Source organism: Prolixibacter sp. DSM 2831, assembly GCF_056493735.1.
The window spans coordinates 1,722,453-1,742,336 of record NZ_CM151379.1 but is presented as its reverse complement, the minus strand read 5'-3'; the positions used below and the strand labels follow the sequence as shown (position 1 = coordinate 1,742,336).

The following is a 19,884-nucleotide window of genomic DNA, read 5'->3' as shown; positions in this document are numbered from 1 at the left end:
AATAACGGAATCTCAACATGTAATACAACATATTTGCCATAACCCGAAAGGGCTGTATATTTGAGGCGCATGTGCAAAAAAGAAGAGTAGAAGCAATAATTTTAGGTAGCCTATGAAAAAACAGCAACTTCACCTACAGGAGGAACAAGTTAATTTAGTTATTAACAGGATGTTGGCGATTGGAGGAGAATCATTGAATGTTTCATCTGCCGGAAGCCTGCTGCGCGAAATCATTCTGGCATCGGAAACGGGTGCGACCCGGGAAGAGATGCTTCAGTTGATTTGCGGAATCACACATTTCGACACAAATGACGACCGCACTCAATCCATTTATAAAGCAGTCTGCGAAGAACCGTTTGAACAGACCTATCATCCGTTTGAAAATACAACGCTCATCAACCTAAGAAAAACGCTTGGTGATATGCCCGAAGGAGACTAAGCCGGGACATATTCAGCGGATTTTTTTCACAGATGAACAACTTTTCCGGAGCGGGCACTTTCACGGGCAGCATCCAATATTTCGACAACAATCAGGTTATTTTCCAATGATGATAAATCGGTTGGTTTGACAATAATATCGCCTCTTATTACTGCCTCAAACCAGGCAAACGGGTCATTATAAGGGGCCGGTCGCTCAGAAAGCTCTTTCTTTGTTTCGGTATTTTCTCCTGCTAAGCGGTAGTTAAATTCATGCCGGTTGGCTGCAAACAGCTCTCCAGTGCGGCCGTAAATCTGCATATCTTTCCGGCTGAAAGGCCAGTTCCACGAGGCTTGGATGATTCCCTGCGTCCCCGGATACGTTAGGATGATGGTCGCTTCGTCGTCCACTTTGGGATAAACATCCGGTTTCATGGTTTGCAGCGTTGCCGAAACTGTCAGTGGCTTTTGGTTTTGCATTAACCAGGTGATAAGGTTCGCGCCATAACATCCAAAATCGACCACAGCCCCGCCGCCATTCTGTTTCGGGTCAGTCAACCAGGCCAAAAATTCCGGCTGCACATTGATCTCCTTCGGTCCCTGATGACCATCACAAACAATTACTTTGCGAATCCCACCCAGTCTCTTTTCATCCACCGCCATTCGATAAGCCAAATGATTGGTTGGATACCAGGTTGTTTCATAATCAGTCACCAATTTGATTCCGTTTTCACGCGCCAGGCGAGCCATCTTTTGTGCATGTTCTCCATTAACAGCCAACGGTTTCTCTACCATCACATCAATGTGCAGTGGTGCACATACCTCCACTACATGCAAATGATCGAATATTGGTCCAAAAGCAGTTACGCCATCCGGCTTGGTTTGAGTAACCATTTCCTCCAATGTTGGATAAACCATGCTCATCGGGAATCCGTACTGTTTCGCATATCGTTCGGCCACTTCCCGGTTGCTTTCGGCAATCCCGACCACTTTTACATCACCTTTTTTCATGGCATCCAGAATCCACCCCACGTGACCGTGAGTAAGTCCGGCAATGCCCAATTTAACGTGAGGTTTATTTTGCTCCTGTGCAGAACTTTGATTTCCCATCAGTGTAAAAATGATTAGAATAACAGATATCAGTTTTCGGTTCATAGCTTAGTGGTTAGGTAGTCAAATAACAGTAACCTAAATGTACGAAAAGAGCCGGGGATCTCAATAAAAAAATGTCCGGCTTAACCGGACATAATTTTCACTCAAATATTTCGATTCGGCTATTTACCGCCATTTGCTTTCAAATCATCCAAACAGTTTTGATCGAGCGTCGGAATTGGATTCGTTCCGAACAAATTCCCCACAACACCACCGCTTTCAACCTGCCAGTTCATCAGACAATTCGAATTATCACAATGGTGCAGATGAGATGTGTCCTCATGATCGGTTTGCATCGGCGAACCATTGTTAACCAATCCCAGCACATGCCCGAACTCATGCTCATAAACAGTTGCTTCCAGAACATATCGCTGAGGGTCTGTTGGCTGAGCAGTTAATGATTGAATCGTCTTTTCAAATATGGCAACTGATGTATTGCGATAGGTAACACCCAGTACCTTCGATTTATCCGTGTCTTCGGTATAACCGCCATCGAGAAACAAAAAATATCCAGCCAGCTTCTGACCTTCTGTAAAGTTCGTGCGATTGTTCTCTTCCATCTTCGCTATGTCATCCAGCGTGTACGTAGTCTTTCCTCCGGGCGCTATTTGCGTATAAATGAACGAAATTCCGGAAGGTTTATTCAAGCGGTTTTCCAGAAATGTTTTCAGTTTCGAAATTGCATCAGCGGTCGGTTTGTAACCATCCATGTACTGTATTTCAACAACCAGTTGGGTGTAAGTATCGGATGCCAGAAATTCATGTGCCGAAGCCCCCGGCCCGAGGTTGTGATTGAATGAACCGTTAGTTGGAGCAAACGGATTGACGGAGGTTGAAGGCGCATTTGAATTGTCAGAAGAGCACGCATTCAGAACCAAAAGTACAGTAAACAAAAGAAAGCCGGATGTAATCTTCCGACGATAAGGGTTAAGAGCAAGTTTACGCATGTTTTAATTAATTATCTGTCCGGAATGTTAAACGGGAATTCAGGTAAAAATGTTTTGACAGGAGATTTTTGTAAACTGAGAATGTTTATTTTCGAACATCAAAGACCGGAAATAACCAAAAGCAGACACGATATGCAGATAATCGATCTTTCCAAACCCATTCAGTACAACCCGAATGACCCGTGGTTTATGAAAGTAAAAGTTAAACATAAACCACACGGAAAAGCCAAATGGCTGATCCGATTACTGGGACTGCCTTTTAAACTATTCCCCAAAGGCTTTACCGGATGGGCAGATGACACCATAACGAAAATGGGCGTTCATGCTACCACGCATATTGATGCCCCCTGGCACTACGCGCCAACGACGAACGGAGAAAAAGCCAAAACAATCGATGAAATGCCGCTGGAACTGTGTTATGGCGACGGATTGGTTATCGACATGGAACACAAGGCCGATTTCGACCCCATCACGATAGAAGATATTACTGATTTCCTGACTCAAAATAACCTGGAACTCAAAAAAGGAATGATTGTCCTGGTCAAAACCGGAAGAGACAAATTCAACGGGACCAAGGATTTTCATAAAATCGGAACCGGCATGAGTGCCGAAGCCACCGAATGGCTTATTGATAAAGGCATCAAAGTGATGGGAATCGATTCGTGGGGCTGGGATCTGCCTCTTCACCATATGATTGAAAAAGCGAAAGAATCGGGTAATTCGGAGTTATTTTGGGAGGCCCACCTCGTCGGAAAAGACAAGGAATATTATCATATGGAACAGCTGGTCAACCTGGGAGGACTCCCCTATTCCGGCTTCAAAGTCGCTGTTTTTCCATTGAAGATTGTCGGAGCATCTGCTGCACCTGCGCGGGTTGTAGCAATTTTTGAATAGGTGAAATATTAATTTGGTTACAGTTAAATATCAACAATGCATCAGCAACCCTACACCATCCGCAATGCCAAACCAGATGAGTTTGAAAAGCTGGGCCAACTCATGGTCGAAGTTTATTCCCAACTGGAAGGATTTCCGAAGCAACCGGAACAACCCGAGTATTACAAATTGCTGGCCAATATTGGGGAATGGACGAAGAAGCCCAACACCGAACTTTGGGTAGCCGTTTCGCCGGAAGGGAAAATAGCCGGTGGCGTAGTGTATTTCAGCGATATGCAATATTATGGTTCCGGCGGCACCGCCACTCACGAGAAAAATGCGTCCGGCTTCAGGTTACTAGCTGTTGCGTCTTCTTTCCGGAAACAAGGCATCGGCAAACTCCTGACCAAAGAATGCATCCAAAAAGCCAAAGAATTAAAGCAGGAACAAGTAATCATACACTCGACCAAAGCGATGCAAGTAGCCTGGAAAATGTATGAAAACCTTGGCTTCGAACGTTCAGAAGATTTGGATTTTATGCAGGAAGAGCTTCCCGTATTCGGCTTTCGCCTGAAATTAAAATAACCTCCGTTAAAGTCCCACGGCAAAGGTTTGGTTGATAATATTCGGATATTTAAGTACCTTATAAAGATAAAGCCAAACCAATAAACAAAAACAGTATGGGACTATTTTCATCGCTTTTGGGCAAAGCCGGAACCGTGGAACCGGAAGAGCTCTTGAAGAAATACGAAAAGCTTTTGATTGAAGGCGAAGGTATTGAACTCGGATTCAAACTGTACCACGACGTATTCATCTTTACCACCAAACGATTAATACTGATTGACAAACAGGGCTTAACCGGAAACAAGGTCGAATATAAATCCATCGCTTACAAAAATATTTCGCAGTTCAGCGTCGAAGCTCCAGGTGCGTTCGATCCGGATGCAGAATTGAAAATTTGGGTTGCCGGGGAACAAACGCCCAGTGTTAAGAAACAGTTCAACAAATCGGTGGATATATACGACGTACATCATGTGTTGGCGTCCTATATTTTGAAATAAACACCTGACACTTCAATAGCTAAATTTACTCTAGGCTTTATGGAGAAACTTATCGTTGTCTTCCTGACTTCATTGCTCTTTCTTTCTTCCTGTAAAACAGGAAAAGAAAAGCGAATGGAACAATGGAAAGAAGAAATTCGACAAACCGAGCAGGCATTTGCCGAGATGGCTCGGAAAGAAGGTATTCCCAAAGCATTTCTCACCTATGCGGACGATAATGCAGTCATATTGCGCAATAAGCAATTAATCAAAGGGAAACAGGCAATACAGGACTTTTATTCCCGACAAACAGCACCTAAAGAACAAGTTAGTCTCACTTGGAAACCTGATTTTGTGGATGTTTCCTCATCAGGCGATTTGGGATACACCTATGGCACTTATCAATACACTGTGACCGACTCGCTGGGAAACACGAAAACATCCGAGGGAATTTTTCACACAGTTTGGAAACGCCAGTCCGATGGTTCGTGGCGTTTTGTTTGGGATTAAATAAAGAGTTTATCCTCCTTTGATTGATAATTCATTCCCTACAACAACTTTTGTTCATTTTCTCCGTTCAAAATAAACACGGGGAGAAAAGCCTAAAACGGCGATATACCGTGGATGAAGTAGAATAACAGCAGATCGATTTATGACTCATTCAACAAAGATGAATAGTGCAAATTTTAATTATGAACTTTATTTCGATTTGTCACCCGACTTGTTGTGCATTGCAGGATACGACGGATATTTCAGGAAAATAAATCCAGCGGTTTCGAAGTTACTGGGATATAGCATGGAAGAGTTGTATGCCCGCCCAATTAATGACTTTGTATATTGTGCGGATAAGCGTGCTACCGATAAGGCACGGGAGGAGCTTACCAGGGCAAAACCACTTCTTCATTTTGAAAACCGGTATAAAACCAAAAGTGGTGAGGTTGTATGGTTATCATGGACTTCCTATCCAATTGAAAATGAAAAACTAATCTTCGCTATTGCTAAAAACATCACTCATAAGAAAAGACTGGAAGCCGATCGAAGCGCTTTGCTCTCCCAACTATCCAGCTCAAACAATGATTTAAAACAGTTAACTTACACTACCTCACATGATCTACGAGCGCCGGTTAACAATGTACTGGCGGTACTCGATATGCTCGATATTTCGAAGTTTACCGACGAAGAGGCTATTGAATTAGTTAAGATCTTAAAATTATCGGGCGAATACCTGAAAGAATCGTTGGATAATTATGTCGATGCTTTAAGCGAAAAACATCAGGCTCATTCCCGTCTAGAAGAAGTAAATTTGAGCGAAACACTGAACAAGGTGCGTAAATCGATACATTCATTAGTCGAGACATCCGGGACATTTATTCATGCCGACTTTTCAGCTTTGAATACCATCCGGTTTAACCGGGCATACATGGAAAGTGTTTTCCTGAATTTGATAACGAATTCGATTAAATACGCCAGGTTCGATGAGCATCCGATCATTCAGATACATTCAGAAAAAGCTAATGGAAGAGATCTGCTGGTTTTCAGTGATAATGGCATGGGATTCGACATGGAAAAAGTAAATGACAAAATTTTCGGTTTGCATCAGAAATTCCACTATCACAAAGACAGCAAAGGCATCGGACTATACCTGGTACACAACCACATAACCAGTATGGGTGGAAAGATCGAGGTCGAAAGCGAGACTAACAAAGGAACTACTTTTACCATGTCTTTTAAGGCTTAATCCTATCTCCAGGCTCATCAAATACCTGAAATTAGTTTAATTTTATTCGCTGTGCCTGGCTTGCGTCCTGGAAATATAAACACAAATAGATAAGATGATGAACAAAACAACGAGCTTGATTTTGGTCTTCTTTTTCTTCATCGCCGGAGTAAAAGCACAGCCGGAAAACATAGATTACGGCAACAATCCCAAAGCCGGTCATTACGCTACTGTGAACGGCATAAAACTCTATTACGAAACTTACGGAAGTGGTGAGCCTTTGGTGATGTTTCACGGCAACGGAGGTTCCATTAACGCTTTCCGGAACCAGATTCCTTTCTTCGAGAAACATTACCGCGTCATTGCTATCGACAGTCGTTTGCAGGGAAAATCGGGCGGTTCTCCCGATGCGATCTCCTACCGGCTAATGGTTTCCGACTTCAATGCCCTGATGGAACAGTTGCAGGTCGATTCGGCCTTTGTGCTCGGTTGGAGCGACGGTGGTATCGATGGCCTGTTGCTCGCTATCGAACATCCCGACAAGGTGAAAAAACTGGCTGTTTCCGGTGCCAATACCGTTCCGGACTCAACAGCTGTTCCCTACAGAGACATTCTCGACATGAAAAACTTTGTCGAAAACGATACGAACGCAACGCCGACAGCCATCGCTCTCAATAAAATGATGCTGTACCAACCTCACATTTCCGATAAACAGCTACACTCCATTAAATGCCCGACGCTGGTAATGGCCGGCGATCACGACATCATCAAACCTTGCCACACCATTCGCATATTCAAAGCCATTCCTGAAGCCGAACTCTGCATTTTCCCCGATTCAAACCATGGTGTTTGCATTCAGCACCCACAACTGTTTAACGAAACAGTGGAGCGTTTTTTCAGGAAATAAATTCGGAGAGAAATTTGTACCTCATTTATTCAGATACTTGCGGTAGATATCCTCAAGCGGACTGTTCCGGTCATTTTCAAAAATATCAGCGTGAAAATGGCTCAGTTTCACCAACACTGAAAGACAATGACTCAGTTCATCGTCATCCAGGTTTCCCCGGATTAACTTAGATACCCCGAACATCCCCTCAAAAACCCGAAACAATTGCTCACGCCCTTTGGATGTAATGGATACCCGGCGTGTTCGTTTGTCCTTCGGATCGGTAAATTCACTCATCAAACCACGATGAATGAGCCGTTTGATCAACTCGGTTCCGGTGGTTATCTCAAGTAGGTGCTCATTGATTAAATCACTCTTCGATAAATCGCCGGCACGCAGCAAGGAAGCCAGGAAACCAAATTCATCGATTGACCGAAGCTCTGTGTCTTTAAAAACCTGCTTCAGATACCGGTTGGAGTAACGGTACAATCCCGTTAAGAGAGTCGAGAACTCCACTTCCGGGATTTCACGGTAATTCATGTAGTTAGCCGGATCAAACGTTTCACCACGGTTCCCTTTTTTCACTTCAAAAAGCTTATCCTTTAAATAGATGGAAAATAATTTCACATCTGCATTCCCATGGGTATCAACATAGGAGTCGATATGCTGCAACAATTGGTTGACCAAATCCAGTTTATCTGACATCACCTTAATTTACCATCCAACATCCTGTTGAATAACGATTCTTTAGCCGGAGTATGCAAACTACCAGGTGCTATTCCAACGGTAAAAGAATCGTTAAAAAAGTAAAATAACAAAACATTTTTCAACTTTGAAGCTTTATGGTATATAAATTCCAAATTTGAATTTATTTTCATTCCTGGAAATAACGAAATGAAACAATCAGAGCGATACGAAAAAATGGAAAATCCTGTCGGAGAACCTTCTTCGGGGGCATCGGTCATAGCCCGCCTCGAAAACGTGAGTAAGAAATACAAGGCCGGAGATACGACAATTTACGCCTTAAAGGATGCATCGTACAATTTTCAGTCCCATGCGCTCACCTTGATTCTCGGGCCTTCCGGTTCCGGAAAGACCACCCTGCTTTCCATCCTGGGGAGCGTCATCTATCCCTCCTCCGGGGAGATTTGGATCAACGGACAGCATATCAACAAACTGAATCAAAAGAAACTGGCCGGGATACGTCTGAAAAACATCGGTTTTGTTTTTCAGTATTTCAATCTGATTGCCCCCCTAAATGCATTGGAAAATGTGATGCAACCCCTTATATTAAGTGGTCTGGATAAACGCAAAAGTAAGCAGCTGGCCGAAGAAACCCTTGAACGGGTGAATATGAGTGATCGGAAAAATAATCTTCCCGAAGAGTTGAGTGGCGGACAGCAACAACGGGTAGCCATTGCCCGTGCACTGGTAAATGATCCACCTATTATTCTTTGTGATGAGCCTACTGCATCGCTCGATCAGGCCAGCATTAAATCTGTCATGCAGCGCCTGAAATCACTGTCAGACGAAGGGCGAGCCGTGATCATCGTTACGCACGACCATCGGTTAAAAAGTTATGCCGATGAGATCGTTTACATCGAAAACGGTGAACTGACTGACGAGCCCAATGAAACCGAAGTATTCCACTAATTCACAAAAGTATGTCGAGATTCATGCCAATAGCTGTGCTGTGTACCCTTCTAGTCAGCACATCCTGTCATAACCAGTCAGACCATAAGGCGCAAGCCTCTCCCAAAAGTAATACCTCGCAGCAGGATAATCTCCTTTCGACCGGACAGGTAAAGCAGGTTGCAGGAATTGGTCTGATTGAGCCGGAATCACTGATTAGTCACTTATCCGTTCGCCAAAGCGGAAAGGTGAAGGCCATCTATCACCGGGAAGGTGATCAGGTGAAAGCCGGAGATCCGATATTAAAACTGGATGACACCGACGAGCAGCTCACATTGAAAAAGACACAGCAAGAGATCAAAAGTCAACAGTTCCGGATACAAGCGGCTCAATCGGCGTTGCAACAAACCACCGGGAAGCTTCAAAACCAGGAGGAGCAGCTAAAAACGAGTACCGGTTTGAAAGAATCGGGCGCAGAGACAGAACAAAACATCCAGGAGCTGCAGACGCAGGTAAAAAGCCTGAGGGCGGAAAAACAACGAGATGAAGCGAACCTGAACCTCGCAAACTCCCAATTAGCTGAATTACGCATCGGGTTAGAGCAGGCCCGCGACAACCTGGATAAAACCATTATAAAGGCTCCGGAAAATGGCACGATATTGCAGATTAAAACAACCCTCTTCAGCACGGTACAGTCCGATCAAAATGTGGTGGATTTTGCACCGTCCGGTCCGGTTATTGCGCGTTGCGAAATTGATGAAATGTTTGCCAATGATGTAAAACCCGGTCAATTGGCCGAGATACGCCATGTAGGATTTAACAAAGTCATTGCCCGCGGAAAGGTCATTTCGGCATCCCCTTATCTGAAACAAAAATCGCTCTTTACCAACACTGCCGCAGAGCAACAGGACAGACGGGTACGAGAAGTACGCGTCTTACTTAACAACCCGTCGGGTTTGCTTTTCAACAGCCGGGTGGAATGCACCATTTTGCTTCAAAAATCAGGAAAGCAATGATAAAAACAGCGATAAAATTCATACGCTACGATAAAGCCAAAAGTATCGGGGTGGTTGTTGGCATTGTGGTCAGTACTTTTCTGATTGGACAACAAATTGGCATCCTCACCTTTCTCATGGATTTGATGGGAGGCGTGATTAATAATTCGCGTACCTCACAGGCAACAGTGTGGGTGGTGGATAACATGACCACCAATGCCAACAATCTCTCCCGGCTCGACAGCCGGAAGGTCTACGAGCTGAGAAGCGTCGAAGGAGTGGCCGATACCTATCCGATCTTCATGGGTGCGGGCATTGCTCATTTTACCAACGGAAAAACCTCACCGGTAAATATCGTAGGGAGTGAGCCGCCGCTCTTCGTGGCAGGTCCCAATAGAGGCAAGATCTACAAAGGACATCTGCGCAACCTGATGGATAATTATGCCATTAGTGCCGATCTGTTCGACGCGAACACCCTGAACAGTTCCACTGACATTGGGACACGACTGGAGATCAACGGAAAGACAGCGATCATCAAACTACAAACCCGCAATGCCCGGGGGTTTGGGGGAACCTATTTCTACACCACACTCGACCGGGCACGCAGCTATTGCAATGCATCGCCCTACTCCATCAATGCCATTGCCGTAAAAGTAGCCAAAGGCTATACGTCTGAAGAGGTGGTCAAAAACATCAACCGGGCGATTCCAAATATACGGGCGTGGACCACACAGGATCTGAAGCGAACGACCGTACGCTTTCTGGTGATCAGTTCCAATATAGGCTCCAGTATTGGCTCCCTGGTTATATTTGCCATCCTCAGTGGATTCTTCATCATTGGACTGACCCTGTATAGCTCGGCAATGGACCGGATAAAAGATTACGGCACCCTGAAAGCGATAGGAGCCACCAACAAATACATTACCCGGCTGGTCATTACTCAATCACTTCTTTTTTCCCTGGTCGGTTTCTTCATAGCCTATGGATTACTGGAAGCATTCCGGCTCAGTGTGGCCAATTCGGGACTACTCATCAGTCTGAACCCGGTTATTACGATCAGTCTGCTACTCATCACCATGGGTATATCACTGGGAAGTACCTATTTCTTTTCGGTGAAAACCATACGGAAGATTGAACCGGCATCTGTATTCAGGATTTAAATCATAACTGTCATGAACTATCATCTCAAACTCACGATACTGCTTTTACTATTTCCTGCCGGAACCATCATGGCTCAACAAACCGTATCACTCCAACAGGCTATTGCACAGGCCCTGAAAAACCGTGCGGCAGTGCAGAGTAGTAAAATGGCCATGGAAGAGGCGCAATGGCATCTAAAATCACAAAAGACGAACCGGTTGCCTGACATTCAGGCAAGTGCTTCGGTCAGGCGCAACCTGGTGATCCCATCAACACCCGTACCGGCAGCTCTTTTTCAGGGACAGGCGGGTTCGGATCAGCTCACCTACCTGAAATTCGGAACGGACTGGCAATCCAATCTGGGCGTTACCCTGAAGTATGACCTGTTCAACCCGGCAAACCGACGAAAAATTATGGAACAGGAAAGTCGGCAGCGCATGGCTCATCTCGACTATTCAGGGAAGAAGGAATCGGTTCGTCTGGCTGTTTCCCGGGCTTACGCCGAAGCGGTATTAGCCAATGAACAACTCCGGTATGCTGTGGAAGATACGCTCCTGAACCATACAGAACTGAAAGTCGCTCAAAAGCGCTTCTCCGATGGCCGCTTAAATGTGAATGCACTTAACCATTCACACCTTCACCTCAACCAGTCGAGGAGCCGCTACAACAAGGCCCGTGCCATTGCCAGGCAGGCGGCCATTGAACTGGCTTTTCAAATGGGTGTTGGAGACAGTACCCGATTGCCTGCTCCGAAAGACAGCCTGTCATCCTTGCTCACGCAATTCAATACTCCGGCTCCGGAAATGCATCCTGCGTCGTTGGGATACCGGAAACTGAAATCACAGAATATGCTGGACAGTCTGATCATTGGCAACATTTCACGTCAGATGTTGCCCACCATCAGTTTAAACGCAGCATACGGCACGGATTACTACCGGAATAATTTCGCCCCTTTCAACAGTAACAACTGGATGGGAAACAGCTATGTGTCACTCTCACTCAAATTGCCCATTACCAGCGAACTTTCACTTCACCGTGAAAAGATGGCTCAGCAACTGGCCTATCAGGAAAGTCAATACAATCTGCAGGATTACAACCACCGCAGAACGGCTGACATGCAGAAGACATTGCTGGAGATCGACAATCATCAAAGTGACCTGACACTCAAGTCAAACGATATCCAACTGGCCCGGAAGAACCTGAAAGCCGCCGAAGCATTGTTCGCTTCCGGAAGAAGTTTACCCAATGATTTGGAATCGGTGAGGATGGAATATGAAAAATCGAAATTAGCCTATCTACAATCTGCATACGATTATATCATTGCTCAACTGAAGCTAAAAAAACTGCTGCAAAACTAAAAGACCATCAATCGATAACAGGCTCGACAACAACACCTAGCAAATAATCTTCGGTATCGAATCGGATGGTTAAGTAGGATACGGTAACGAATCAATGCAGAGGTTGTAAAAAGCATATGAAGCAGAAAGCTCTGTCTCACCTGTCGGTGTAAGACAAAGATAGCGTGTTTCCCTCCTGCGGAAAAGTGCATTTCAACGGGAATAGGATGTATCAGTGTCGGATTCCCTCAACAAACCAGGAAATTTAGACGTAATTTAAAATACTTTTTGTTAAATTGTGGCCCCAAATTTGAATCATTTTACAGCTACAATAATTATAATTTAACAAAAACCACAATTTAACTAATCATGAGAAACGTAATTTTGATTCTATTCATTTTTATCACCACACAATCTTTTGCCCAACAGCAACTCAACGAATTAACCTTTGATGATTGCCAAAACGCCTCGGTCTTTCAAAAAATCAGAAACAACACAAGAATTCTAAAATACACAGCTGCAAACGGTGCCGTATTGGAAATCGGGGATACGCTACGCCTGGGAACTCCTTCCGGCACGGTCACTTCCACGGCAGCTGTCGGGGCAGGTAATACGGTTGGTGGAGCAGTGGCCCGTTCCAGAACAAAAAGCAGCTTCACAACGATTATCATGGGAAGACCTGCCGGTGTGGCCAGTATCATGAGTGCCATGTCGGGTGAAGCACCGGAAAATGCAGGTGCCAATATGCAGGGAGAGCAAGTGGTTATTTCGGAGATGAAAGTTTTACATAAAGGAAGCCGGAAGAAACCGCTGGAACTAACGGTACTTCTGGGAGAACCCCATGGACGTGCTTTTGGTATTTACAAATATATGTCGGTCGTAGATTACGAAAAATCGGTACTGTCAGGCGAGATCAAAAGCTTGCATGCACCTTTGACCAGGGAAGAAGCCATTGCGAAACTGAAAGAATCGAAGGATCTACTGGATCTGGGGGTATTGGATAAGTCAGAATATGAAAAACTAAAACAGCAACTGACCCCCATCATTTTGAAGAAGTAGCCATTTTTTTAAACAGAAGATAAAACGGGCATCGAAAGCTAAAATATCCCATCCGGATCGCCTTCGATACCCGTTAAATCATGACTCTGATAAAGCCCCCTCTACACAAACCTACATCGACCCAATACATCGGATGGCCGGCAACGGCCAACCACCTCTCCCGGAAACTATCTGAAGATAATATAAACGTCCCATTCCTGTAACTCGCGATGAGGCGAAACTCCCATAATAACCGGACATAACACATCAGCTAACAGAAGGCTAACCTTATTAAAGAAAGTTAAAGCAGGACCAAATACATTTCATCACAGGCTATCGGAAAACAAAAGTCATAATTACTTGTTATCTTAATTGGTACGCCTTCCATATACAATATAAAAAGATAATTTTATGAATGTATCCGAACAGCTTCTTCACATCTTAAAGCAGGAAGGAGTTCAGAACATTTTTGGGGTAGCCGGAGATGCGCTGAATCCACTCATTTCTGCGATAGCCAAGCAAGACACGATAAAATGGATAAGGGTGAAGCACGAGGAGAATGGTGCCTATGCCGCTTTTGCGCAAGGTGAACTGGGAAATAACCTGGGCGTTTGTGCCAGCACGGTGGGTCCGGGGGCACTTCATCTGATTAACGGACTTTACAATGCCAAAAAAGAGCGCTCTCCTGTTTTGGCCATTACCGGTCAGGTTCCGGTCGCCGTACAGGGCACGAACTTCCACCAGGAAGTGAACCTGGAAAAGATCTTTGCCGACGTGTGCGGTTACCAGGCGATCATCCGCTCACCTGAACAAGCGCCTAAAATTATCCTAAAAGCGATACGAACGGCGGTGAATGAAAAATGCGTTTGCCGGATCGAACTTCCGGCAGATGTGGCCATGATGGAAGCCAAAAATGATGCCTACATCCGCAATACTTTTCGTTCCGAATCGGTTACACTCCCGCCTGTCTGGCAACTGGAGGAAGCAGTGAAGCAGATTGCCGGAGCAGAAAAAATCGGCATTCTTGCCGGAGCGGGCTGCCGGGGAGCCAAAAATATCGTACAAACGCTCTCCGACCGGATAAAAGCGCCAATCGCTCATACTCTGAGAGCAGCGGATATTTTTGACCACTCCATGAAAAATGTGGTTGGGTTAACCGGATTAATTGGCAATCCTTCGGGATACAAAGCCGTTATGGAACCCGATTTGCTCATCATGCTCGGTACCGATTTTCCTTACGCTGATTTCCTGCCAAAGGAAACCAATGTGATTCAGGTAGATATTCGCCCGGAAAACATCGGGAACCGAACACCCGTAACGTTGGGGCTGCATGGGGATATTAAGGAAACCCTGACTCACTTGTTGGCGAAGTGCCCGCAGAAAGAAGACCATCGTTTTCTGGATGACCTAAAAAATGAATTCCGCGAATGGAAACAATCCATGGAGCAGAAAGCCGATGATGAGAGAGAACTCGAGCCCATTCATCCGGAGATCTTTGCCGGGAGTATCAGTGAGCAAGCGGCTGACGACGCTATTTTTGCTCTCGATACCGGAACTTCGGTTATCTGGTCATCGAATTTCATGAATTTTCATTCCGGGAGAAGAATCATCGGTTCGTTTAACCATGGCTCCATGGCTGTTGGGCTTCCGGCCGCCATCGGAGCTCAGTTTCAGTTTCCCGGAAGGGAGGTTTGGGCCATGATTGGCGATGGAGCCTTCAATATGACCCTTCACGAATTCTCTACAGCCGTAAAATATAACCTACCCATCAAGGTCATTGTGTTTAAAAATGACGAATTGAGTTTCGTTAAGATTGAGATGGAGGAAGCCGGTTTGGCCCCCAACCTGGATGCCTTGCATGTCGATAACTTCGATTTTGTTGGATATGCCATGCTGTGCGGAGGCGACGGCATGAAAGTGGAGCATGCCCGCGATGTTGAAAAAGCGGTGGCGAAGGCCAAATCATCTGATAAACCCTTCATCATCGAAGCGATCGTCAACAGTGGTGAATTGTCACTTCCTCCGAAGATTGGCTTCAGTGAAGTGAAAGATTTTGGACTATCTAAAGTGAAAGAGATCATCCAATCGCTGGGCGGAAACCGGGAACAATGGGAAAACCTGAAGAAAGAAATAGAAGGTTACTTCGACTAATAATCAGATATGAGAAAATCCGTCATATTTACGCTTGTTACAACCATCGTTGTACTCATTGGGCTTTGCCTGATAAAATATCCAATTTATACCCTGATAGGAATTGTTATCTTCCTATTCGGGGTTGGTATCTACGATTTGGCACAAAAGAGACATACCATTCTCCGGAACTTTCCGGTAATTGGTCATGTCCGCTATTTGTTCGAGATGATTGCTCCCGAAATCCATCAATACTTCATTGAGTCGGATACCGATGGGAAACCCATCGACCGCAACCACCGGGCCTATATTTATGAACGGGCTAAACGGCAAAACGAAACACACCCCTTTGGTACCGAGCTGGATGTGGAAGAGGACAATTTCAAATGGCTTCAGCACAGCATTTATCCCGCTCAGAAGCTGGAAGAGCCGCCCCGGGTTATCGTTGGCGGAAGTGCTTGTCAGCATCCTTATTCTGCCAGTCTGTTTAACATCTCGGCCATGAGCTTTGGAGCGCTCAGCAAAAATGCGGTAATGGCGCTGAACAAAGCGGCGGCTGCCGGAAACTTTTTCCACGACACCGGTGAAGGTGCGATTTCGCGCTATCACCGGCAGGGCGGAGACCTGGTGTACGAAGTAGGTACGGGTTACTTTGGCTGCCGAACCGACGACGGACACTTTTCTCCTGAAAAGTTCGAAAAACAAGCGGCTCTTGACGAAGTAAAAATGATTGAGATTAAGCTCTCTCAGGGAGCCAAACCAGGCCATGGTGGTGTATTGCCGGCGAAGAAAAACAATGAAGAGATTGCGCAAATCAGAGGAGTGGAACCTCACACCACGGTTCTTTCGCCTCCAGGACACAGCGCTTTCAGTAATGCCCGCGGTCTGCTGGAATTTGTTCAGCAGTTGAGAGAACTCTCAAAAGGCAAGCCGGTCGGGTTCAAGCTGAGCATTGGCAGCAAAGACGAGTTTGTTGAGATATGCCAAGAGATGGTTGAAACAGGCATCAAGCCCGACTTCATAACCGTTGACGGCGCGGAAGGGGGTACCGGAGCTGCCCCCATCGATTTCTCCAATTACGTCGGCATGCCCTGGGAATTGGCGCTGGTTTTCGTCGTGGATACACTGCGGGGATTTAACCTTAAAGATGAAATCAGGATTTTTACGGCCACCAAAATATTCACGGCTTTCGACATATTCAAAGCACTCAGTCTGGGCGCCGATGTTTGCAACTCAGCACGGGGTATGATGCTGGCGCTGGGATGTATCCAGGCTCTGAAATGTGATACCAATGAATGCCCCACCGGCATTACGACCAATAAGCCTGGATTAATGAAAGGATTGGTCGTGGAAGACAAATGGAAACGAGTGAGAAACTATCAGTCTGAAACCCTCAATGATTTTCTGGAACTATTTGCTGCTGCTGGCTGTAGCAGCCTCGAACAACTACACCGGGGATTAATATACAAGCAAATCCAGGGAAAAGTAAAAACGTACGAAGAGCTTTACCCTACAATTGAAGCGGGAAGTTACCTGAAAGAACACCATTGATATTCTGCAAAATAGAAGGCACACCACATCTATAAAACAAGCCGCCGGATAACTGTCCGGCGGCTTTCGGCGACTTTTAAACGTTGTATTAAACCAAATAAAAATAGTCGCTATACCTTGTCACATTTCTAATGTCCATTCAACCATATTACTTTCAATGAATCTTAAAAGAGATATCGCATAAACTGATCTTCTATATACCTCGCAAAATCCATCTTCCAAAACCGTATAATGAATATAAATTGAAAAAAGATAATTAACCCAATCTTTTTGACGAACACACTGAATTTTTTGATGAACGTACATATCCGGTATGCGAATGGAAATCTTGAAGAGCAAAATGAGTCATCTTGAAATAGGTTGGCTTGAGTATTTCTAGATTTTTTCTACTTTAGTCCTAAACAGCTAAATTTTGAAGCACCCATCAAATTGCTTGGTTCATCACAGAAACATAACAGATTAAGCGTATAGTTAAACATCTTCAACCGACAAACTATAACTATCTCATGCAAGACTTATGAAAAAAGAAATCCTGCAATTCGCAAAACAGTTCCTGCTCACCGCCCTCATCATGTCCCTTTGCTTACTGCTCTTCGATTTATGGGACCCGATGAAACAGATGATAACCGGACACTTCGATTCAGGGAAAGACCTCACTTCCTACATTTCTCTAAAAACCGATATTCCGGTGATTGTAGCGGTATCCATTGTTATGGCCAGGACCAGTATGCGCAGGAAAAAAGCCACCAAGAATTAAAACTACATAGCAAATCCAACACTATGAAAAAGTTATTATTCCTCTCAACTTTCCTGTTTCTGTCAATCATCGCCGCGGGACAGGTCAAAAGAATCACTGACCGGGTTTTGCTTTTTGACTCCACTGAATTTATCGCCACCGACTTCCAACCTCAAAAAGTGAAAACGGCATATGATTTAGCCTTGAACTTAAGTTACATTCACCACATCTCACACGGCTTAAAAGACAAATGCCTGACATTGCCATTTGTGATAATTGATGGCAAACCAGTCCCCGAAAAAGAGCTAAAAAAGCTAAGTCTGGATAGAATCAGCAATTATGACTTCCAGTCAGGAGCCATTGCAACAGCTCTTTATGGTAGCCGCGGCGCTTACGGAATTTTAAAGATTGTATTGAAAGAATAAATGGCTAACTTTTCTGCCATGAAAACAAAAATCGTTTACCTCGTATCCTTCGCCATTATCGGAACACTAATTTTCTTCATCTATCGTTCTTACTCCAACGAGAACGACTCGATGGTGCAACTCCACGCTTCCGCACATCTGGAGGGTCACCACATTGTGATTGCCAATCAGGATTCGTTTGACTATCTGCACATGCAATTGACAGTAAATGAATACTACAAGATAACCGGCTACAATCTGAAATCGGACGAAACGTGTTCCATTGGCCAGGTAGAGTTTTTTCTGAATCCCCGACGAAGAATGCCATTGAACGTGAAACCTGTGAAACTTTCCATTTGGTGCAATTTGTACAACGGGAAAAAAGGATATTTCACTGCGGATTTGAAGTGAACTGAAAAACAAAGAAAGAAAAATGAAGCCCAACAGCTCGAATTAGATAATCCTGGAAACGTATTTGGGTTAATTCGAATCATTCCTTAATTTAGGCTACACTTCTAAATAAACCTTTTTGGAATGAATCTATTAGCACGAACCATAACCGGGTCACTCCTGCTTGCCGGAAGCAGTCTATCGGCCCATGCCAAAAATCCACCAACTCCCCACCCCAACGTAATCATTATTTACTCGGACGACCAGGGTGCCATCGACCTGAATTGTTTTGGTGCTACCGATTTAGTGACTCCAAATATGGACAAGTTGGTGAAAAGCGGCGTCAAATTCACTCAGTTTTACGGAGCTCCTATCTGTTCACCATCGCGAGCTGGGCTGCTTACGGGGAAAACACCGCAACGAGCTGGCGTGCCCGGCAATGTTAGCGCAAGAAGTCTCGAAGCCGGAATGCCGGGAAGCCAGTATACCATGGCCGAAATGTTCAAAGATTCAGGATACAAAACGGCGCACATCGGAAAATGGCATTTAGGCCATGCCAAAGACAAACAACCGAATGCCCAGGGATTCGACTATTCATTTGGTCATTTTGTGGGCTGTATCGACAATTATTCCCATTTCTTCTACTGGGACGGTCCTAACCGGCACGACTTGTATCGCAACGGAAAGGAAGTGTTTTATCCAGGCCGTTATTTCCCCGACTTAATGGTTCAGGAAGCGTCAAAATTCCTGGACGAGAACAAAGACCATCCGTTCTTTATGTACTATGCCATGAATACGCCACACTACCCGTATCAGGGCTCGCCTAAATGGCTAAAATATTACCGGGAGAAAGGAGTTAAATACCCAAGGGATTTGTACGCAGCTTTTATTTCGACCATGGACGAAAAAATAGGTCAGCTCCTGAATAAGTTGGAAGAACTGGGCTTACGCGAAAATACCATCATCGTTTTTCAGTCGGACAATGGGTACTCAACCGAAGAACGGGCGCATTTTGGCGGAGGTAGTGCCGGCATTCTGCGCGGTTCAAAATTTAGTTTGTTTGAAGGAGGAATCCGGGTTCCGGCAGCGATTAGCTGGCCAGCCCGATTACATCCTGGAGAGGTGCGTAACCAGGTCGCCATAAATGGAGACTGGATGCCTACATTGGCTGAGCTGTGCAAAATCAAACTCGATACCCATAACCTTGACGGGAAAAGCCTCGTCCCCATCCTGAACGATAAAAGGCGCGCGACGTTGCATCCTGCTTTCTGCTGGCAAAACGGAAAACACTGGGCGGCGAGAAATGGTAAATGGAAATTGCTTGGCAACCCAGTGATTTCCGGAGAGAAATTTGCACCGAGAGATTCCTTGTTTTTGGTCAATCTGGAAACAGATCCCGGAGAAATGACCAACCTCGCAACAAAATTCCCGAAAAAAGTAAAAGCGTTAAAATACCAATTCGAGATATGGCAAAAGTATAATCAGGAGAGATAAAAAAA

Annotated in this window: 21 protein-coding genes; 18 read left to right on the top strand and 3 right to left on the bottom strand. The window is 45.0% G+C overall.

Features of this window, described 5'->3' with window-relative positions; genetic code table 11:
• Nucleotides 1–112 precede the first annotated feature (112 nt).
• Nucleotides 113–439, top strand: a complete 327-nt coding sequence (locus AC060N_RS06955) for a hypothetical protein (RefSeq protein ID WP_153638531.1) — start codon at nucleotides 113–115, stop codon at nucleotides 437–439.
• A gap of 26 nt (nucleotides 440–465) precedes the next feature.
• On the opposite strand, the gene AC060N_RS06950 is transcribed toward AC060N_RS06955, so the two are convergent.
• The gene (locus AC060N_RS06950; protein ID WP_479526452.1) at nucleotides 466–1,572 is read right to left on the bottom strand and encodes a Gfo/Idh/MocA family protein; all 1,107 of its coding nucleotides are present in this window, start codon (nucleotides 1,570–1,572) and stop codon (nucleotides 466–468) included.
• 119 nt (nucleotides 1,573–1,691) lie between these two features.
• Nucleotides 1,692–2,516 (bottom strand): hypothetical protein, encoded by an 825-nt coding sequence (locus tag AC060N_RS06945; protein WP_479526451.1) that lies wholly within the window; start codon nucleotides 2,514–2,516, stop codon nucleotides 1,692–1,694.
• Nucleotides 2,517–2,648: 132 nt separating this feature from the next.
• On the opposite strand from AC060N_RS06945, the gene AC060N_RS06940 reads away from it, so the two are divergent.
• From AC060N_RS06940 to AC060N_RS06915, 6 genes are all read left to right on the top strand, one after another.
• The gene (locus AC060N_RS06940; RefSeq protein ID WP_479526450.1) at nucleotides 2,649–3,410 is read left to right on the top strand and encodes a cyclase family protein; all 762 of its coding nucleotides are present in this window, start codon (nucleotides 2,649–2,651) and stop codon (nucleotides 3,408–3,410) included.
• Between the two features lie 36 nt (nucleotides 3,411–3,446).
• Nucleotides 3,447–3,974 (top strand): GNAT family N-acetyltransferase, encoded by a 528-nt coding sequence (locus tag AC060N_RS06935; RefSeq protein ID WP_479526449.1) that lies wholly within the window; start codon nucleotides 3,447–3,449, stop codon nucleotides 3,972–3,974.
• A gap of 95 nt (nucleotides 3,975–4,069) precedes the next feature.
• Complete coding sequence (locus AC060N_RS06930) at nucleotides 4,070–4,450, top strand: PH domain-containing protein (RefSeq protein ID WP_479526448.1); 381 nt, start codon at nucleotides 4,070–4,072, stop codon at nucleotides 4,448–4,450.
• Nucleotides 4,451–4,489: 39 nt separating this feature from the next.
• The gene (locus tag AC060N_RS06925) at nucleotides 4,490–4,939 is read left to right on the top strand and encodes a YybH family protein (protein ID WP_479526447.1); all 450 of its coding nucleotides are present in this window, start codon (nucleotides 4,490–4,492) and stop codon (nucleotides 4,937–4,939) included.
• A gap of 160 nt (nucleotides 4,940–5,099) precedes the next feature.
• The gene (locus tag AC060N_RS06920) at nucleotides 5,100–6,167 is read left to right on the top strand and encodes a PAS domain-containing sensor histidine kinase (RefSeq protein WP_479526446.1); all 1,068 of its coding nucleotides are present in this window, start codon (nucleotides 5,100–5,102) and stop codon (nucleotides 6,165–6,167) included.
• 94 nt (nucleotides 6,168–6,261) lie between these two features.
• Nucleotides 6,262–7,053, top strand: coding sequence for an alpha/beta fold hydrolase (locus AC060N_RS06915; protein ID WP_479526445.1), 792 nt, complete (start codon nucleotides 6,262–6,264; stop codon nucleotides 7,051–7,053).
• A gap of 21 nt (nucleotides 7,054–7,074) precedes the next feature.
• Here the strand turns inward: AC060N_RS06915 and AC060N_RS06910 are convergent, their stop codons facing one another.
• On the bottom strand, nucleotides 7,075–7,737 hold the full coding sequence (locus AC060N_RS06910) for a MarR family winged helix-turn-helix transcriptional regulator (protein ID WP_479526444.1): 663 nt from the start codon (nucleotides 7,735–7,737) through the stop codon (nucleotides 7,075–7,077).
• 189 nt (nucleotides 7,738–7,926) lie between these two features.
• Here AC060N_RS06910 and AC060N_RS06905 point away from each other — a divergent pair, with 189 nt between their 5' ends.
• The 11 genes from AC060N_RS06905 to AC060N_RS06855 all read left to right on the top strand — a co-directional run bounded on the left by AC060N_RS06905 (nucleotide 7,927) and on the right by AC060N_RS06855 (nucleotide 19,879).
• On the top strand, nucleotides 7,927–8,685 hold the full coding sequence (locus AC060N_RS06905; RefSeq protein ID WP_479526443.1) for an ABC transporter ATP-binding protein: 759 nt from the start codon (nucleotides 7,927–7,929) through the stop codon (nucleotides 8,683–8,685).
• Between the two features lie 11 nt (nucleotides 8,686–8,696).
• Nucleotides 8,697–9,680, top strand: coding sequence for an HlyD family secretion protein (locus AC060N_RS06900; protein WP_479526442.1), 984 nt, complete (start codon nucleotides 8,697–8,699; stop codon nucleotides 9,678–9,680).
• The gene (locus AC060N_RS06895; RefSeq protein ID WP_479526441.1) at nucleotides 9,677–10,819 is read left to right on the top strand and encodes an ABC transporter permease; all 1,143 of its coding nucleotides are present in this window, start codon (nucleotides 9,677–9,679) and stop codon (nucleotides 10,817–10,819) included. Before AC060N_RS06900 ends, AC060N_RS06895 begins: the two co-directional genes overlap by 4 nt.
• A 12-nt stretch (nucleotides 10,820–10,831) precedes the next feature.
• Nucleotides 10,832–12,157 carry a TolC family protein gene (locus AC060N_RS06890; RefSeq protein ID WP_479526440.1) on the top strand — a complete coding sequence of 442 codons (1,326 nt, stop codon included), beginning with the start codon at nucleotides 10,832–10,834 and terminating at the stop codon, nucleotides 12,155–12,157.
• Between the two features lie 348 nt (nucleotides 12,158–12,505).
• The gene (locus tag AC060N_RS06885; RefSeq protein WP_479526439.1) at nucleotides 12,506–13,195 is read left to right on the top strand and encodes a hypothetical protein; all 690 of its coding nucleotides are present in this window, start codon (nucleotides 12,506–12,508) and stop codon (nucleotides 13,193–13,195) included.
• Nucleotides 13,196–13,585: 390 nt separating this feature from the next.
• Nucleotides 13,586–15,325, top strand: a complete 1,740-nt coding sequence (locus AC060N_RS06880; protein ID WP_479526438.1) for a thiamine pyrophosphate-dependent enzyme — start codon at nucleotides 13,586–13,588, stop codon at nucleotides 15,323–15,325.
• A gap of 9 nt (nucleotides 15,326–15,334) precedes the next feature.
• Complete coding sequence (locus tag AC060N_RS06875) at nucleotides 15,335–16,855, top strand: FMN-binding glutamate synthase family protein (protein ID WP_479526437.1); 1,521 nt, start codon at nucleotides 15,335–15,337, stop codon at nucleotides 16,853–16,855.
• A 517-nt stretch (nucleotides 16,856–17,372) separates the two neighbouring features.
• Nucleotides 17,373–17,612 (top strand): hypothetical protein, encoded by a 240-nt coding sequence (locus AC060N_RS06870; protein ID WP_479526436.1) that lies wholly within the window; start codon nucleotides 17,373–17,375, stop codon nucleotides 17,610–17,612.
• Between the two features lie 23 nt (nucleotides 17,613–17,635).
• Nucleotides 17,636–18,016: a hypothetical protein gene (locus AC060N_RS06865; protein WP_479526435.1), complete on the top strand. Its 381-nt coding sequence runs from the start codon at nucleotides 17,636–17,638 to the stop codon at nucleotides 18,014–18,016.
• Between the two features lie 18 nt (nucleotides 18,017–18,034).
• Nucleotides 18,035–18,406: a hypothetical protein gene (locus AC060N_RS06860; RefSeq protein ID WP_479526434.1), complete on the top strand. Its 372-nt coding sequence runs from the start codon at nucleotides 18,035–18,037 to the stop codon at nucleotides 18,404–18,406.
• A 123-nt stretch (nucleotides 18,407–18,529) separates the two neighbouring features.
• On the top strand, nucleotides 18,530–19,879 hold the full coding sequence (locus AC060N_RS06855; protein WP_479526433.1) for a sulfatase-like hydrolase/transferase: 1,350 nt from the start codon (nucleotides 18,530–18,532) through the stop codon (nucleotides 19,877–19,879).
• Nucleotides 19,880–19,884: the final 5 nt, after the last annotated feature.

Bases quoted from the DNA above. Each gene is read 5' to 3' on its own strand.
- AC060N_RS06955 (WP_153638531.1), top strand. From the start codon at position 113: ATGAAAAAACAGCAACTTCACCTACAGGAGGAACAAGTTAATTTAGTT.
- AC060N_RS06950 (WP_479526452.1), bottom strand. From the start codon at position 1,572: ATGAACCGAAAACTGATATCTGTTATTCTAATCATTTTTACACTGATG.
- AC060N_RS06945 (WP_479526451.1), bottom strand. From the start codon at position 2,516: ATGCGTAAACTTGCTCTTAACCCTTATCGTCGGAAGATTACATCCGGC.
- AC060N_RS06940 (WP_479526450.1), top strand. From the start codon at position 2,649: ATGCAGATAATCGATCTTTCCAAACCCATTCAGTACAACCCGAATGAC.
- AC060N_RS06935 (WP_479526449.1), top strand. From the start codon at position 3,447: ATGCATCAGCAACCCTACACCATCCGCAATGCCAAACCAGATGAGTTT.
- AC060N_RS06930 (WP_479526448.1), top strand. From the start codon at position 4,070: ATGGGACTATTTTCATCGCTTTTGGGCAAAGCCGGAACCGTGGAACCG.
- AC060N_RS06925 (WP_479526447.1), top strand. From the start codon at position 4,490: ATGGAGAAACTTATCGTTGTCTTCCTGACTTCATTGCTCTTTCTTTCT.
- AC060N_RS06920 (WP_479526446.1), top strand. From the start codon at position 5,100: ATGAATAGTGCAAATTTTAATTATGAACTTTATTTCGATTTGTCACCC.
- AC060N_RS06915 (WP_479526445.1), top strand. From the start codon at position 6,262: ATGATGAACAAAACAACGAGCTTGATTTTGGTCTTCTTTTTCTTCATC.
- AC060N_RS06910 (WP_479526444.1), bottom strand. From the start codon at position 7,737: ATGTCAGATAAACTGGATTTGGTCAACCAATTGTTGCAGCATATCGAC.
- AC060N_RS06905 (WP_479526443.1), top strand. From the start codon at position 7,927: ATGAAACAATCAGAGCGATACGAAAAAATGGAAAATCCTGTCGGAGAA.
- AC060N_RS06900 (WP_479526442.1), top strand. From the start codon at position 8,697: ATGTCGAGATTCATGCCAATAGCTGTGCTGTGTACCCTTCTAGTCAGC.
- AC060N_RS06895 (WP_479526441.1), top strand. From the start codon at position 9,677: ATGATAAAAACAGCGATAAAATTCATACGCTACGATAAAGCCAAAAGT.
- AC060N_RS06890 (WP_479526440.1), top strand. From the start codon at position 10,832: ATGAACTATCATCTCAAACTCACGATACTGCTTTTACTATTTCCTGCC.
- AC060N_RS06885 (WP_479526439.1), top strand. From the start codon at position 12,506: ATGAGAAACGTAATTTTGATTCTATTCATTTTTATCACCACACAATCT.
- AC060N_RS06880 (WP_479526438.1), top strand. From the start codon at position 13,586: ATGAATGTATCCGAACAGCTTCTTCACATCTTAAAGCAGGAAGGAGTT.
- AC060N_RS06875 (WP_479526437.1), top strand. From the start codon at position 15,335: ATGAGAAAATCCGTCATATTTACGCTTGTTACAACCATCGTTGTACTC.
- AC060N_RS06870 (WP_479526436.1), top strand. From the start codon at position 17,373: ATGAAAAAAGAAATCCTGCAATTCGCAAAACAGTTCCTGCTCACCGCC.
- AC060N_RS06865 (WP_479526435.1), top strand. From the start codon at position 17,636: ATGAAAAAGTTATTATTCCTCTCAACTTTCCTGTTTCTGTCAATCATC.
- AC060N_RS06860 (WP_479526434.1), top strand. From the start codon at position 18,035: ATGAAAACAAAAATCGTTTACCTCGTATCCTTCGCCATTATCGGAACA.
- AC060N_RS06855 (WP_479526433.1), top strand. From the start codon at position 18,530: ATGAATCTATTAGCACGAACCATAACCGGGTCACTCCTGCTTGCCGGA.